Origin of the sequence: Halorubrum sp. CGM4_25_10-8A, from assembly GCF_005435025.1 — an archaeon.
In the GTDB taxonomy this organism is placed as follows: Archaea; Halobacteriota; Halobacteria; order Halobacteriales; family Haloferacaceae; genus Halorubrum; species Halorubrum ezzemoulense.
The window spans coordinates 15849-29791 of sequence record NZ_SGTX01000010.1; the positions used below are offsets into that span (position 1 = coordinate 15849).

General features: G+C 68.9%; 14 protein-coding genes. 8 read left to right on the plus strand and 6 right to left on the minus strand.

Annotation, left to right across the window (positions count from 1 at the left end; genetic code table 11):
• The first annotated feature begins 18 nt into the window (after positions 1–18).
• The 4 genes from EXE52_RS11450 (at position 19) to EXE52_RS11465 (ending at position 4143) form a co-directional block, all read left to right on the plus strand.
• Complete coding sequence (locus tag EXE52_RS11450) at positions 19–1053, plus strand: glycosyltransferase family 4 protein (RefSeq protein WP_089307634.1); 1035 nt, start codon at positions 19–21, stop codon at positions 1051–1053.
• 88 nt (positions 1054–1141) lie between these two features.
• Positions 1142–1918, plus strand: a complete 777-nt coding sequence (gene proC / locus EXE52_RS11455) for a pyrroline-5-carboxylate reductase (protein ID WP_080508529.1) — start codon at positions 1142–1144, stop codon at positions 1916–1918.
• The gene (proB, locus tag EXE52_RS11460; protein WP_086216369.1) at positions 1911–2786 is read left to right on the plus strand and encodes a glutamate 5-kinase; all 876 of its coding nucleotides are present in this window, start codon (positions 1911–1913) and stop codon (positions 2784–2786) included. The genes proC and proB overlap by 8 nt, the downstream gene beginning before the upstream one ends.
• Positions 2770–4143 (plus strand): glutamate-5-semialdehyde dehydrogenase, encoded by a 1374-nt coding sequence (locus EXE52_RS11465; protein WP_089307633.1) that lies wholly within the window; start codon positions 2770–2772, stop codon positions 4141–4143. The genes proB and EXE52_RS11465 overlap by 17 nt, the downstream gene beginning before the upstream one ends.
• A gap of 97 nt (positions 4144–4240) precedes the next feature.
• Here EXE52_RS11465 and EXE52_RS11470 read toward each other — a convergent pair whose 3' ends face one another.
• From EXE52_RS11470 to EXE52_RS11490, 6 genes are all read right to left on the minus strand, one after another.
• A complete protein-coding gene (locus tag EXE52_RS11470) occupies positions 4241–4654 on the minus strand; it encodes a universal stress protein (protein ID WP_086216367.1) in 414 nt (137 codons plus the stop codon).
• Positions 4655–4774: 120 nt separating this feature from the next.
• Positions 4775–5518: an SDR family NAD(P)-dependent oxidoreductase gene (locus EXE52_RS11475; protein WP_049929524.1), complete on the minus strand. Its 744-nt coding sequence runs from the start codon at positions 5516–5518 to the stop codon at positions 4775–4777.
• Positions 5519–5640: 122 nt separating this feature from the next.
• Entirely contained in the window at positions 5641–5781 is a 141-nt protein-coding gene (locus tag EXE52_RS18290; RefSeq protein ID WP_155120025.1) for a hypothetical protein, read from the minus strand.
• A gap of 136 nt (positions 5782–5917) precedes the next feature.
• The gene (locus tag EXE52_RS11480) at positions 5918–6403 is read right to left on the minus strand and encodes a hypothetical protein (RefSeq protein ID WP_089307632.1); all 486 of its coding nucleotides are present in this window, start codon (positions 6401–6403) and stop codon (positions 5918–5920) included.
• A gap of 253 nt (positions 6404–6656) precedes the next feature.
• Complete coding sequence (locus EXE52_RS11485) at positions 6657–7310, minus strand: TrkA family potassium uptake protein (protein WP_049929522.1); 654 nt, start codon at positions 7308–7310, stop codon at positions 6657–6659.
• 4 nt (positions 7311–7314) lie between these two features.
• A complete protein-coding gene (locus EXE52_RS11490; RefSeq protein WP_049929521.1) occupies positions 7315–8769 on the minus strand; it encodes an APC family permease in 1455 nt (484 codons plus the stop codon).
• A gap of 202 nt (positions 8770–8971) precedes the next feature.
• Here EXE52_RS11490 and EXE52_RS11495 point away from each other — a divergent pair, with 202 nt between their 5' ends.
• The 4 genes from EXE52_RS11495 (at position 8972) to EXE52_RS11510 (ending at position 13686) form a co-directional block, all read left to right on the plus strand.
• Positions 8972–9625 (plus strand): TrkA family potassium uptake protein, encoded by a 654-nt coding sequence (locus tag EXE52_RS11495; RefSeq protein ID WP_086216363.1) that lies wholly within the window; start codon positions 8972–8974, stop codon positions 9623–9625.
• Positions 9626–9845: 220 nt separating this feature from the next.
• Positions 9846–10679: an MBL fold metallo-hydrolase gene (locus tag EXE52_RS11500; RefSeq protein ID WP_089307631.1), complete on the plus strand. Its 834-nt coding sequence runs from the start codon at positions 9846–9848 to the stop codon at positions 10677–10679.
• Positions 10680–10772: 93 nt separating this feature from the next.
• Positions 10773–12680: an alanine-zipper protein gene (locus EXE52_RS11505; RefSeq protein WP_089307630.1), complete on the plus strand. Its 1908-nt coding sequence runs from the start codon at positions 10773–10775 to the stop codon at positions 12678–12680.
• Positions 12681–12780: 100 nt separating this feature from the next.
• Positions 12781–13686 (plus strand): hypothetical protein, encoded by a 906-nt coding sequence (locus EXE52_RS11510; RefSeq protein WP_089307629.1) that lies wholly within the window; start codon positions 12781–12783, stop codon positions 13684–13686.
• Positions 13687–13943 lie beyond the last annotated feature (257 nt).

The window sequence follows — 13943 nt, forward strand, 5'->3', positions numbered from 1 at the left end:
CCACCGCCGGTGTCTCCGATGAAGGTCAGCCACTACTTCGAGTTCGAGGAGCACGTCACCGGCGGGATGGCCGCGTCCGTCGACCACCAGCGCAAGATGTTCGACCGGGTCGGGATCGAGTACACCACGGAGCCGACGCTGGACGCCGACGTACTCCACCTCAATCTGATGGGCCCGCGCTCGGTCTGGTACGCGCGGCGCGCCCGGAAGGCGGGCGTGCCCGTCGTCGCGCACACCCACGTCACCGCCGAGGACTTCGGCGACAGCTTCCGGTTCACGAACGCGCTCGCGCGACCGCTGAAGCCGTACCTCCGGCGCGCGTACGGGCTCGCAGACCGGCTCGTCTGTCCCTCCGAGTACAACCGCGACGTGATCCGCGGGTACGCGGACGTGCCGACGACGGTCGTCTCGAACGGGGTCGACCGCGAGAAGCTCGACGGCTTCGAGTCGCTGGAAGCGGAGTACCGCGAGCGCTACGACCTCGACCCGCCGACGGTGTTCATGGTCGGCCACGTGATCAAGCGGAAGGGGTTAGAGACGTTCGTCGAGACGGCCCATCGGATGCCGGACGTCGACTTCGCGTGGTTCGGCCACGTCGACCGATCGCTGAAGGGCCGCGAGACGAAGCGGCTCATCGACGAGGCGCCGTCGAACTGTACGTTCACGGGGTTCGTCGACGACATCCGAGGCGCGTACGCCGCGGGCGACGTGTTCTGTTTCCCGACCCACGAGGAGAACGAGGGGATCGCGCTGCTGGAGGCGATGGCGGCCGGGAAACCCCTCGTCGTGCGCGACATCGAGACGTTCTCGTGGCTGGAAGACGGCGAGGAATGTCTGAAGGTGGGCAGCGAGGGCGGTGGAGACGGCGCCGCGAGCGCGGACGTCACTGACGCCCCCGGAGACAACGTCGAGGGCTTCGTCGACGCGCTAGACGAGCTCCGCGACGCCGACCGTCGGGCGGGACTCGGTGCCAACGCCGCGGCGCGAAGTGAGGAGTTCTCGCTCGACGCGATCGCCGACCGGTACCGCTCGCTGTACGCGGATCTCGTTTGAGCGGTCCGGAGCGGCCGATCGGCGGCCGTTCGCGGAAACTTGCGAAAACCGCAGTTGGTATGTCCTCCGGTCGACTCCGTAGAGCCAAATGACTCGTGTGAGCGTTATCGGCTGCGGGAACATGGGCGGCGCCCTGCTCAGGGGGCTTGCCCGCGCGGAGGGGTACCACCTCACGGCGATCGACCTCGACCCCGAGGCGCTCGCCGCGATCGAAGACGCCGTCGACGAGACGACCGAGGACGTGGCGGCGGCGCGCGACGCCGACATCGTCGTCCTCGCGGTGAAGCCCGACGTGGCGCCGGCGGTTCTCGACGACCTCGACCTCCGGGCGGACCAGCAGCTCGTGACGCTGGCGGCGGGGCTCCCCCGCGAGTTCGTCGCCGAGCGCACGGACGCGCCGGTCGTCAGGATCATGCCCAACCTCGCCGCCGAGACGGGTGACATGGCCGCGGCGGCGACGAACGCGGGCCTCACCGACGAGGTCCGCGAGATGCTCGACGCGGTCGGGGAGTTCGTCGAGGTCGACGAGTCGCTGATGCACGTCTCGACCGCCGTCAACGGCAGCGGCCCCGCGTTCGCTTTCTACCTGATCGACGCGATGAAGCAGGGCGGGATCGACAGCGGACTCGACCCCGAGCAGGCGGAGACGCTGGCCGCCCAGACGTTCAAGGGCGCCGCGGAGACGGTGTTGCGCGACGACCGCAGCGTCGACGAGCTGATCGACGCGGTCTGCTCGCCCAACGGGACGACGATCGAGGGGATGGACGTGCTCTGGGACAGCGACGCCGACGAGGCGGTCGAGGACGCCGTCGCGGCCGCGGAGCGTCGCTCTCGAGAGCTCGCCGAGGCCTTCGACGATGCCTGAGGACGCGAGCGTCGAGCGAGTCGGCACGGCAGACCCCGAGCGCGTTGAGGCCGCTCGGCGGGAGGCGGCCGGCGCGGACCGGGTGATCGTCAAGGCCGGAACGAACTCCCTGACCGACGCGGACTCCCGGCTCGACCGCGTGAAGCTCGACAAGCTCGTCGCCGACGTGATGGACCTCCGCGAGCGCGGCACCGAGGTCGTGTTGGTCTCCTCGGGGGCGGTCGGCGCCGGCACCGGACGGCTCGACGTGGGACCGGAGTCGCGCGACGGGGTCGACTCGATCGCCGAGAGCCAGGCGCTCTCGACGGTCGGACAGGGGCTGTTGATGCGCCACTACACGCAGAGCTTCGAGCGGTTCGACCAGGACGTGGCGCAGATCCTCGTGACGGGCACGGACCTCGACGCGCCGGAGCGGTTCGACAACTTCACCAACACCGTCGAGAAGCTGCTGTCGTGGGGCGTCGTCCCCGTGGTCAACGAGAACGACGCGGTGGCGACCGACGAGCTCCGGATCGGCGACAACGACATGCTGTCGGCGTCGATCGCGATCGGTCTCGACGCCGACCTCCTCGTGACGCTCACCGACGTCGACGGCGTCTACACCGGGAACCCGAAGCGCGACGCGGACGCCGAGCTGATCGAGGCGGTCGACGACGGCTACGAGCGGCTCCGCGAGATCGTCGGCGACGGCACCGCGACCGACTTCGGCGGGATCCGGACGAAAGTGGAGGGCGCCCACGACGTGAGCCGCAACGGGATCCCAGCGATCATCGCGGGCTCCGCCGAGCGCGACGTGTTAGCGCGGATCGTAGCGGGTAAGCCGACGGGCACGCTATTCGTGCCAGAGACTGGTGACGACGATGAGTGACACCGACACGGAACCGGACACCGACGTGGAGGCCGACACCGACGAGCTGGCCCGGCGGGCCGAACGCGCCGCGCTCCGGCTCGCGAACGCCGACGAGGCGACGCGGAACGAGGCGCTCCGGTCGATCGCCGACGCGATCCGCGAGCGCGAGTCCGAGATACTCGACGCGAACGCGGTCGACGTCGAGGAGGCGGAGCGGATGCTCGCCGAGGGGGAGTACACGCAGGCCTTAGTCGACCGCCTGAAGCTCGACGAGACGAAGATCGAGGAGATCGCCTCGATGGTCGAGTCGGTCGCCGCACAGGACGACCCGCTCGGGGAGACGCTCGCGGCGCGCGAGCTCGACGAGGACCTGGAGCTGTACCGGGTCGCCGTGCCGATCGGCCTCGTCGCGACCGTGTTCGAGTCGCGGCCCGACGCCCTGGTCCAGATCGCGGCGCTCGCGTTGAAGTCCGGCAACGCCGTCGTCCTCAAAGGAGGCAGCGAGGCCAGCGAGTCGAACCGCGTGCTGTACGAGGCGATCGTTGAGGCGACCGCCGACCTGCCCGACGGCTGGGCCGCGCTCATCGAGGCGCACGAGGAGGTCGACCGCCTGCTCGAACTCGACGACCGCGTCGACCTCGTCATGCCGCGCGGCTCCTCGGAGTTCGTCTCCTACATTCAGGAGAACACCCAGATCCCCGTGTTGGGACACACCGAGGGGATCTGCCACGTCTACGTCGACGAGGCGGCCGACTTGGAGATGGCCGAAGCCGTCGCCTTCGACGCGAAGGTCCAGTACCCGGCGGTGTGTAACGCCGTCGAGACGCTGCTCGTCCACGAGTCCGTCGCCGACGCGTTCCTCCCCGGTCTCGTCGAGCGGTACGAGGCGGCCGGCGTCGAGCTGCGCGGCGACCGGCGGACCCGCGAGGTCGTCGACATCGAGCCCGCGACCGACGACGACTGGGACACCGAGTACGGCGACCTCGAACTGTCGATCGCCGTCGTCGACGACGTGTACGCCGCGGTCGAACACGCCAACGACCACGGATCGAAACACACCGAGTCGGTCCTCACCGAGGACGCCGAGACGGCCGAGACGTTCATGACCGGCGTCGACGCCGCGAGCGTGTTCCACAACGCGTCGACGCGGTTCGCGGACGGCTACCGCTACGGGCTCGGCGCCGAGGTCGGCATCTCGACCGGCAAGATCCACGCCCGCGGGCCGGTCGGACTGGCGGGGCTCACCACGTACAAGTACTACCTCGAGGGCGACGGCCACCTCGTCGCGAGCTACAGCGGCGAGGACGCGGTCCCGTTCACGCACCGCGAGCTCGACGGTGCCGAGTGGACGCCGGGCTCGCTGTCGACGCGATAGCGACGGCGCCGATACCCCGTCGGTCCGATCGCCGCCAGTCGGTCGGCCCGTGACTGCGCGGACCGCGAGGGGCGGGCAGCCGACCCGTGCCAGTCGCTCACTCGCCCGTCGCGCCGGGGACGATCGTCACCGGCACCGATGCTCCCTCGGCGACGGCGAACGCGGTGTTCCCCTCTCGGAGCGACGCCAACTGGCCCTTCGACCGGTGCCCGATCACGATGTGCTCGACGGCGACGTCGTCCGACATATCGACGAGCTGTTTCCCGACCGCCGTTCCGGACCGAAGCCCGCTCCGGTCGAGATGTTCGAGCGTGACCGTCGTCCCCACGCCGATATCCTCGACGAACGACTCGATCTCGTCGCGGAAGCTCCGCTCCGCCCCAGACGCGCTCGCGTTGCTGATGACGTGGGCGACCGTCAGCGACTGACCGGTCGCCTGGGCCAGCCGCGCCGCGGTCTCGATCACCGCCTCGTAGCGGTCGTCGTCGCTGATGGCAGCGAGAATAGCCATACGCCTCTCACGTGTCAGATAATATTAACCGTTGCTCCGGTCGAGGTCGGTCGTCCGTTCGCCCCGCTCGTCGCCCGCCGGAGGCGCGGGCGCCACCGTGACGGGCCGGAGTCCTCCCAGTCAGGCGTCGAACTCCGGCAGTCGCCCGCCGTCGACGGCGACGTTCTCGCCGCTGACGTACGCGGCGGCGTCGCTCAGGAAGAACCGGAGCGGCGCGGCGACGTCCTCGAAGCCCGCCGGGCGGCCGCGGGGGAAGTCCTCGACGCCGGCCTCGGTGTTCGAGACGGCGAACGGCGAGACGGCGTTGACCGTGATCCCGTCGTCGCTGGTGTCCGCCGCCAGCATCCGCGTGAACATGAGCACGCCCGTCTTCGCGACGAAGTAGGGGAAGTTCACGGGGTGGGCGTGCATCCGGTCGCTGTCGGCGAAGCCGAGGTTCACGATTCGGCCCCACCCCTGGTCGCGCATGGCGGGCAGGGCCCGACGCGAGCAGAGCACCGTGCCGTAGAACGTCGTCTCGACCACGTTCCGCCACGACTCCCACTCGATGTCGCTCCAGTGGCGAGCGTCGAAGTCGCCGACGTTGTTGACGAGGATGTCGACCGACCCGACCTCGGCCTCCACCGTGTCGAACAGCTCGTCGACGGCGTCCGGGTCGGTGATGTCGGCTTGAGCGGTGACTGCGGTCCCGCCTCGCTCGCGGACCTCCTCGGCGGTGGCGGTCGCCGCCGCCTCGCTCTCGTTGTAGTGTACCACGACGTCGGCGCCGCAGTCGGCGATCGAAAGCAATAGCTCGCGGCCGACGCGCTTCGCGCTGCCGGTCACGAGGGCGGTCCGTCCGCTCAGGTCGGGGCGTAGCTCCATGCGGGATCCATGTACCGGATCGCTCCTAAGCGTTCCTCACGGATCGCGGCGTCGGCGGTCGGTGGTCGGCATCGCCTCGAAAAAGCAGTGGCGCGACGGCGACCGGCGAGTCGACCGCCGGGTTACTCGTCGTCGCCGCCGTCCGTGAGGATCTCGACGTCCGTCGCCTCGTCGGGTTCGGACAGCGACGGGTCTTCGGCGGTCTCCTCGGTCGTCGCCTCTTCGTCTCGCGTCCACTCTCGCGGAGTGCGTCCGTGACACATGGTACAGTATAGCATACTAATTGCGGAGGATTAAATCCTCGGTCGCGATCGGCCCGTATCGACCGCGAAAGGCCCTCGCAGCCGGCCGACCGCTCGTTACGCGACCGGTGCCGACGCGGGTCCGGCGGAGTGGCCGCTAGGGGGAGACCGGCGGTGGGAGGTCGACGAGCAGCGACACCGCGACGGCGACCGCCACTGGGGGCACGAGCAGGAGCGACGCGACCGTCTGCCACCACCGTCCCGGCGCGCGAAACCGACCCGCGTTCCGCGCCGCCACCGGGTTCGCCGCGACGGCCACGTCCCCGCCCGAGAGCGTGGCCCAGTACGCGATCAGCGGAAACAACGCGACCGCGAGCGGGGAGTCCGCCGGCAGCGCGGTCCCCACTCCGACGGCGACGGCGAGGTTGATCGGGAGCGGCGCGAGCGCGCAGACCCGAATGACGCTCGTCGACGTCGACGGCGGAATCGTCGCGTCGAACTGCCCCAAGGGAATCCCGCTCGCGTGTTCCGGGAGAAGCGTGATCTCGGGGGGCATGCCGGCCAGTCGCGCCACCGCCGCGTGCGCGAGCTCGTGCGGTCCGACGAGGATAGCGACGAGAGAACGTAGCGCACGGACTGCCATCGGACGCTCACTCGGCGTCCCGAACGGTCGTGTGACGGGCAGGTTCGGCCGGGTCGGTCGCGGCGTCGGCGGCCGCTCCGCCTGCTCCGAGGTCGTCGTCACGCATACAGCTTAGCAACGGTCAGACGGCGCTTCAATCCGTCGCCCACGCTGACAGCGACCCGAGAGGGCCGTCGCCGCAACGACACACGCGCCGCCCGAACGTCCCCGTGGAGAGAGTGTCACTGGGAGCCGGCGTACACGTCGGTCCTGCTCACCCCTGAAGGAGGTTCATCACCTCGTCGGCCACGCCGGGCTCGACGGCGACGACGTAGCGCTTCCCCGGCGTGAGCGTCGTGTCGGGACGGGCGACCTGTTGGGCGTCCGCGGCGGAGACGACCAGGGTACCGTCCGGAAACCGGACCTGCGTGAGCGACTTCCCGGCGGCCGGCGCTCCCTCCGCGATGCGGACGAGCATGATGTCGAGGTCGCCCGTCACGTCCGTCAGCGCTTGGACGTCGTCACCGACGATCTCGTTCGCCGCCACGCGGGCACCTGCTCGCTCCGGGAACAACACCGCGTCGACGAACCGCGTGTACGCCTCGCCGGCGGCCCGGTCGATGCGAGCCACCGTCCGAGTCCCCGGAGAGAGCTCCCTGGCGGCCAGACAGACCGCGAGGTTGAGCCCCGTCTCCCCGGTGAGCGCCGCGACGACGTCCGCCCGTTCGACGCCGGCCTGCTCGATGATGTCGGGGTTCGTCGCGTCGCCGCGGATCACCGTGGCGACGTACTCGTCTGCGATCTCGGAGACGACGTCTTCGTCCCGCTCGACGATCGTCACCTCGTGGCCGTGGTCTGCGAGTAGCTCAGCCGTTTGGAAGCCGACACGTCCGCCGCCCGCGATCACGATGTCGAGTGAACTCGTCATGGATTCAGTCCTCCGTCTCCGGAATGGCTGTCGCGTCTGCCGCCGCCGAGTCCGCGTCCGGTTCCGCCCGCAGTCTGTTGAGCGCGAGATACGCGGCGCCGCCGAGCAGGATCCACGCCGCGCTGAGCGCTAGCGCCAACGGGTCCGTCCGCAGCAGGTACTCCACGAGCACCCCGGTCAAGACCAGGTTGAGCGCGATGCCGATCAGCGGCGGGGCCGGATAGAACGGCATCTCGTATGGACGGTTCATGTCGGGTCGCTCGCGTCGCAGCCTGATCGCGGCGACGTTGACGATGACGAACGAGAGCAGGAAGAAGAGGCTCGACATGTTCCCCGCGCTCTGCGTCGGCAGCGCGACGGAGCCCAACATGACCACGGCGCTCGCGAGGATCGCGACGAACGGCGTCCCGTATCGGTGGTGGATCTGGCCGAACGAGGGGAGCAACTGCCCCTCGCGTCCCATCGAGAACGCGACCCGCGAAGAGGCGATCACGACTGCGTTTAGCGCCGTCAGCGTCGAGAACACGGCGCCGAAGACGACCAGCGCGCCGCCGTTCCGGATGATCGGGAGCCCGGTCGGCATGAACGAGGTCGCCGCCGTGGCGATCCCGGCCTCCCCCGCCTCCGCGAGCCCCTCTGCCCCGAGCGTTCCGACGGCGACGGTGACCACGGCCAGGTAGACGACCACGGTCACGGCGAGGCTCACAAAGATCGCCTTCGGAATGTTCTCCCGGGGATTCTTGACCTCCTCCGTGACGGTCGTGATGAGGTCGTACCCCTCGAAGGCGATGAACGTGAGCCCCATCGCCGGTAGGACCGCTCCCGCTCCGCCGCCCGCGGGGAACAGCGGCTGGAACTCGGCGCCCGAGAACATCGGCGACGCCAGCCCGAAGGCGACGAACACCACGAGGATGCTCACCTTGATTATCGTGAACACCGTCTCTGCCTTCCCGCTGGCGGCCGTTGAGACGGCGTTGAGCGCAACCAACACGAAGACGGCGACGAACGCCAGCAGGAAGCCCGGGCTGACCTGCGCGCCGACGACGGGAAGGATGACGTCACCGACCTCCTCCGGCGGAGCGACGGCCCCGTAGACGTGGAGCAGTTCGAGGAAGTTCGGAGCGAATCCCAGCGCGTAGAGTGCCCCGGCGATCATGTACGCGAACCAGAGCATCCAGCCCATGATGAACGACGAGAGGTCGTCGAATATCTCCCGGACGAACGCGTACCCGCCGCCGCTCTTCGGGATCGAGCTGGCGAGTTCGGCGTACGACAGGCCGGTGAACGCGGTGACGACCCCGTTGAGCGCGAAGACGACGATCGCCGCCGGACCGGCGATTTCCGCGGCCAGTCCGGTCAGTACGAAGATGCCGGCACCGATCATCGCCCCCATGCCGATCATCGTCGCGTCGAGCAGTCCGAGCTCGGCTTCCGGAGAACGAGTCTCGCTTCCGCTCATCGGTCGTGAAAGCCGATTCCCGTATCGTCCATCGTACGCCCCGAAACTGGTACTCTCGTCACTTTATACCCCGGGTGAATTCGGGAGTCGCGGAATCGTGGCGGGGCCTGATACGCCCGCCCGGCGGCAGCGCGCTGGTAGTTGTTCCAGAGGGCCGGAATCCGGCCCGGATTAAAGCCGTCGGAAGCCGAGGGACGACACGATGACCCAGTCAAAGCGATTCGTCATCGCCGGCGGCGGGCGAGTCGGACTCCAGACTGCGGAGAACCTCACCGAACAGGGCCACGAGGTGCTGCTGATCGAGGTGGACGCGGACCGCGTCGAGAAGCTGTCCGACGCGTACCTTGGCCCCGTGATCCACGGCGACGCCACCGAACAGTCGATCCTCAGGCAGGCGGATCTCCGAAACGCCGACGCTATCGCGGCGCTGACCGACGAGACGGAGACGAACACGGAGATCTGTATGACCGCGCACCACCTCGCGCCGGCTATCCGGACCCTGGCCAGGTCGGAGTCGCGGACCGAACAGGAACACGGCGAGGTCGTCGACGCCACGCTGCTACCGCAGTCGCTCGGCGGCGACCACGCGGCCGATATGCTCACCGGCGAAGAGATCCGAACGCTCGTGTTCCCCACCGCCGACCTCGACATCATCGAGGTGACCGTCTCCGAGTCCGCCCCCGTCGCGGGACGCCGGCTCGACGAGATCGCCCTTCCGGCCGGGAGTCTCCTCATCTCCACGTCGGACCGAGAGTCGCTCGCCGGTCCCGACACGCTGCTGGAACCGTCACAACAGTATATCCTCGCCGTCGAGTCGGACGTCGTCGACGAGGTCGTCAAACTCTTTCGCGGGTGACCTCGCCCGACGGCCGCGACCGCCGTCGCGACCGCTCAGGGCCCGTTCGTGACTGGGTGTTTCTCGTCGCTCGTCGCCCAGATTTGATATAGCGATATACGATTCACGAGTTCCGTCTCAAACGACATTCCGGCTTCGCGCGTCCGACAAATTTGGACGCACCCGAGCGAATCCGACCCACTCCGGAATTATTACCCCCGGCGCTCACGCAGCACGGGGTATGACCGACTCCGACTGGGGCGACTGGCTGCCGCGCGCGGTCGCGGACGCCGACCCCGACACGGTGGCGCTGTGGTACCTGGGCTGTAACGGCTTCGCGATCAAGGGGAGCGAGGGGACCGTCCTCTGGATCGACCCGTACGTGGGCACGGGCGACCCGCCGCGGACGGTACGGATGATCCCGATTCCCTTCGACCCCGAGGACGTCGAAGTCGCGGACGCGGTGTTGGCCACCCACGAGCACACGGATCACGTTCACGGGCCCTCGCAGGCGCCGATCCTCGCCAACGCGGACGCTGACCTCGTCGCGCCCGACGACTCGCTCGCGGTCGCGCGCGAAGAGGAGCGGTGGACCGACGAGTACGCGGTCGACGACGCCCAGTTCACCGAGGTGACGGAGGGCGACGAGCTGCGGATCGGCGAGTTCACCGTTCACGTCGTCGAGACCCGCGACGCGGACGCCACGCATCCGGTGGGTTACGTGATCGAACACGACGCCGGGACGGTGTTCCACGCCGGGGACAGCAAGCCGTCGCCGACGTTCGAGGGGCTCGCGGAGCGGTTCGACATCGACCTCGGCATCCTGGCGTTCGGCTCGGAGGGCACGATACCGGACAAGGAGACGGGCGAACCGGTTCAGACGAAGTGGTACAGCGACGAGAACGAGATCGCGACGGCCGCGAACGACCTCGGCCTCGACCGCCTCGTCCCGACCCATTGGGACATGTGGAAGGGGCTGACCGCCGACCCGACCGCGCTCCACGACCACGTGCGGAGCTACGAGTCTCCGGATCGGCTGGAGATCGTGGAGATCGGCGATCGAATAGACCTGTAGACGGGAGCTGAGCGGCCGTTTTCGCGGCGTATCGGTTATCACCGGCGAAACCCGGCCCGTGGAATTTAAGCCCCTGCTCCGGGACCGTGGAGTATGAGCGAACGGACGGCGGAGGCGGCCACGACCGTCGACGAGGACGGCATCCGCGTCGAGAAATCCTTCACGGACGACGCGTTCCCCGTGCCGGCGGTGATGTACACCCTCTCCTCACACCGTGAGGACCCCGTACGGGTGCGTATCGTCGACCGGATCCCGGAGTCGTTCCCGATGGACCGAGTGGGGTTCCACCCGGAGTACGAGAGCGAGAACTGGACCGCGTACAAGGACCACCGCGTGGAGTTCGAACGGGTGATAGACCCCGACGAGACCGTCGAGACGGTGTTCGGGATCCGCGACGACGACCCCGACCTCGACGGGTTCCTCGGCACGCCGGTGATCGAACACGTGCCGGTCGGCGAGGAGATCGAAGACGTCCTCGGCGCCGGCGACACGGACGCCGTCCGAGAGGTGCTCTCCGGCGACCGCGCGACGCTCCCCGGAATGGCGGAAGAGGACGAACTGTTGGCGGGAGACCCCGCGGAGTCCGGTGAGGGCGCCTCGGCCCGCGATCCCGGCCCGGAACCCGCGGCGGAACCGGAACCTGAACCGGAACCGGAGGCAGAGAGCGCCACGGAAGCCGCCGCCGGCCCCGAAACCGAGGCCGATCCTGAGCCCGACACCCCCGAGCCGCGAACGGTCGCCGACGACGGGACGGCCGCGGTGTCCCCACATGAGGGGGAATCGGTCGGCGCCGCGGTCGAACCCGAGGCCGGAGCCAAAGAGACAACCCCTGCCGATGAGCCCGACGAAACGCCCGAAACAGACGACACAGCCGCCGAGTCGGCCGTCGAAGACGAGCCGGAAGTCGCCGACGAAGACGGAACGGAAGCCGACGAACTCGACGAAACCGACGAAGCCGACGAGACGGACGAGGCGAGTCTTCCGGGCGAAGGCGGCCTCGCGGCCGCGTTAGCGGCCGAGATCCGCACCGGAGCGGCCGACGAGGAGGACATCGAGACCATCGAGAGGGCGTTCGACGCGAGCGTGCCGCGCAGCGTCGACGTGCGGATCGCTCGACTCCAGTCGAGCGTGGCCGACATCGAGGCGTACGCCGACGCGCTCGCGGAGTTCATCGACGGCGAGGGGACCGCCCGAGAGATCCTCGACGGGATCGACGAGCGTGTGGACGCCGTCGAGTCCGAGGTCGACGCCCTCGACGATCGCCTCGACGACGCGGAAGACGATCGCGAGGAGATCGAGTCGGACGTCGCCCGCGTCGACTCCGCGGTCGCGTCGACCTCCGACGCGGTCGATGCGGTCGACGAGCGCGTGGAGACCGTCGAGACCGACCTCGATGCGGTCGAAGACGACGTGCGCGGCGTGGAAGACGACGTACAGGCGGTCGAAGACGACGTGCGCGGCGTGGAAGACGACGTACAGGCGGTCGAAGACGACGTTCGCAGCGTGGAAGGTGACGTGCGCGGCGTGGAGGACGAGGTCGCGTCCGTCGAGGAAACCGTCGAGTCGGTCCGAGACGGCGTCGCGGCCGTCGAGAGCGACGTCGAGGACCTCGCCGACGACGTCGACCGGGTGGAGGGGACGGCGGACGCCGCCGCGGAGACGGTCGACGACCTGGGCGACGACGTGGAGACGCTGTACGAGGAGGTCGACAGGGCGGCCGAACGGGCCGAGAACGCCGAAGAGCGGGCCGAAAGCGCCGAGGACCGCGCGGCCGGCGTCGCGGAGCGCGTCGACGACGTGGAGTCCGGACTCGACCGCTTCGACGAGGAATTCGACGACCTGTGGGACGACCTCGCGGAGGTGGACAGCCGGCTCACCGACATCGAGGACCGGCTCGGAGAGGACCTCGACGACGTTGCCGCCGAGCTAGATGAGATCAACGACCACCTCGACGAGCTCGACGAGTTCCGTACCCGGCTCAACGAGGCGTTCGGCCCGTAGTCGCTCCGTTTCGACGATCGAGCGGCGACACCGAACGCCGTCGGCGGCACCCCGGTTGAAAAACGCAACCCGTTTTACGCGCGCGGTCGCAGATGGGGCAATGACAGACCCGGTCCCGGTCGCCGTGCCCCGGAAGGGGCGCCCGCTCGAAGCGGTCTTAGAGCGGATCGCGACCGTCGCGAGCGACGACCGCCTCGACCGGCTCGCGGACGGCGTGAGCAACACGCTCCGATACGAGAAGGCCGTCACGAAGGGGTCGGTCGACGCCGACGAGGGCCCGTACGAGCGGCTCGCGGAGTACTCTGACCCGACGACGGCGGCCGAACCGGAGTACACGCTGCTGCGCGACGACCGGGACGGCAAGCCGCGGCGAATCGTGTTCGACGCCGCCACAGTGGATCTCGGCGACGTGACGGTTAAGCTCGTCGGCCGCGAGGAACCGTTCCGTGCGCTCCGAACCCACGAGTTCGCGCTCGGATTCGACTCCGCCGACCTCGTCTTAGAGGAGGTCGTCGGGATCCGAGGGGGCGGACTCGGCGACATCTCGGACATCAACGACCGGATCGACCCGGTCGACACCGACGTGCGCGTGGTGACCGGTCTCGGTGACACGGTGTACCACACGCTGATGGGACGCGAGGACCGACGCAGACCGGGAGAGACGTACGACCGCGCGTATCTGGCCGACTACGAGGGGTCACTGTGTATCTCGCCGCGGTACGAGCGCCTCGTCACTGCCGTGTTAGGGACCGACGCGCTCGACGGGGTGGAGTTCGTCTACCCGGAGGCCGACGAGGAGGAGGAGGCGGCGATAGCCAGGGTCGGTCTCGGCGTCTACCTCACCGTCACCGGCTCGACGGCGCGCGAACACGGACTCGCCGTCGGGGAACACCTCTTCCCGAGCGAGACGGTCCTGATGCGTAACGCGGCCGAGACCGACGATTCGGTCTCCCGCGTCCTCCGGGCGCTCGAACGAGAGGCGGCCGACTCGGAGATCCGCGTCTGATACCAGAGATAGTATAGCGGCATGAGATGTACGCGTTCGAGTCGCGACGACGTCCGGCGCCGATGTGTGCCGTTTCGAACCGGCACCCGCCGAGTACTATCGCCAGTTACCCCAGCGTTCTCGCACTACGACTCTCGTCGCCGCACCGAACGGCTCGCGCAGAGCGGGGAAAGCGATTGGGCCGACGGACGACATCCGGGGCCGATCAGATTCACATTGCCGTCCGTTGGGAATCGCGTGTCCCAATCGAATATCTT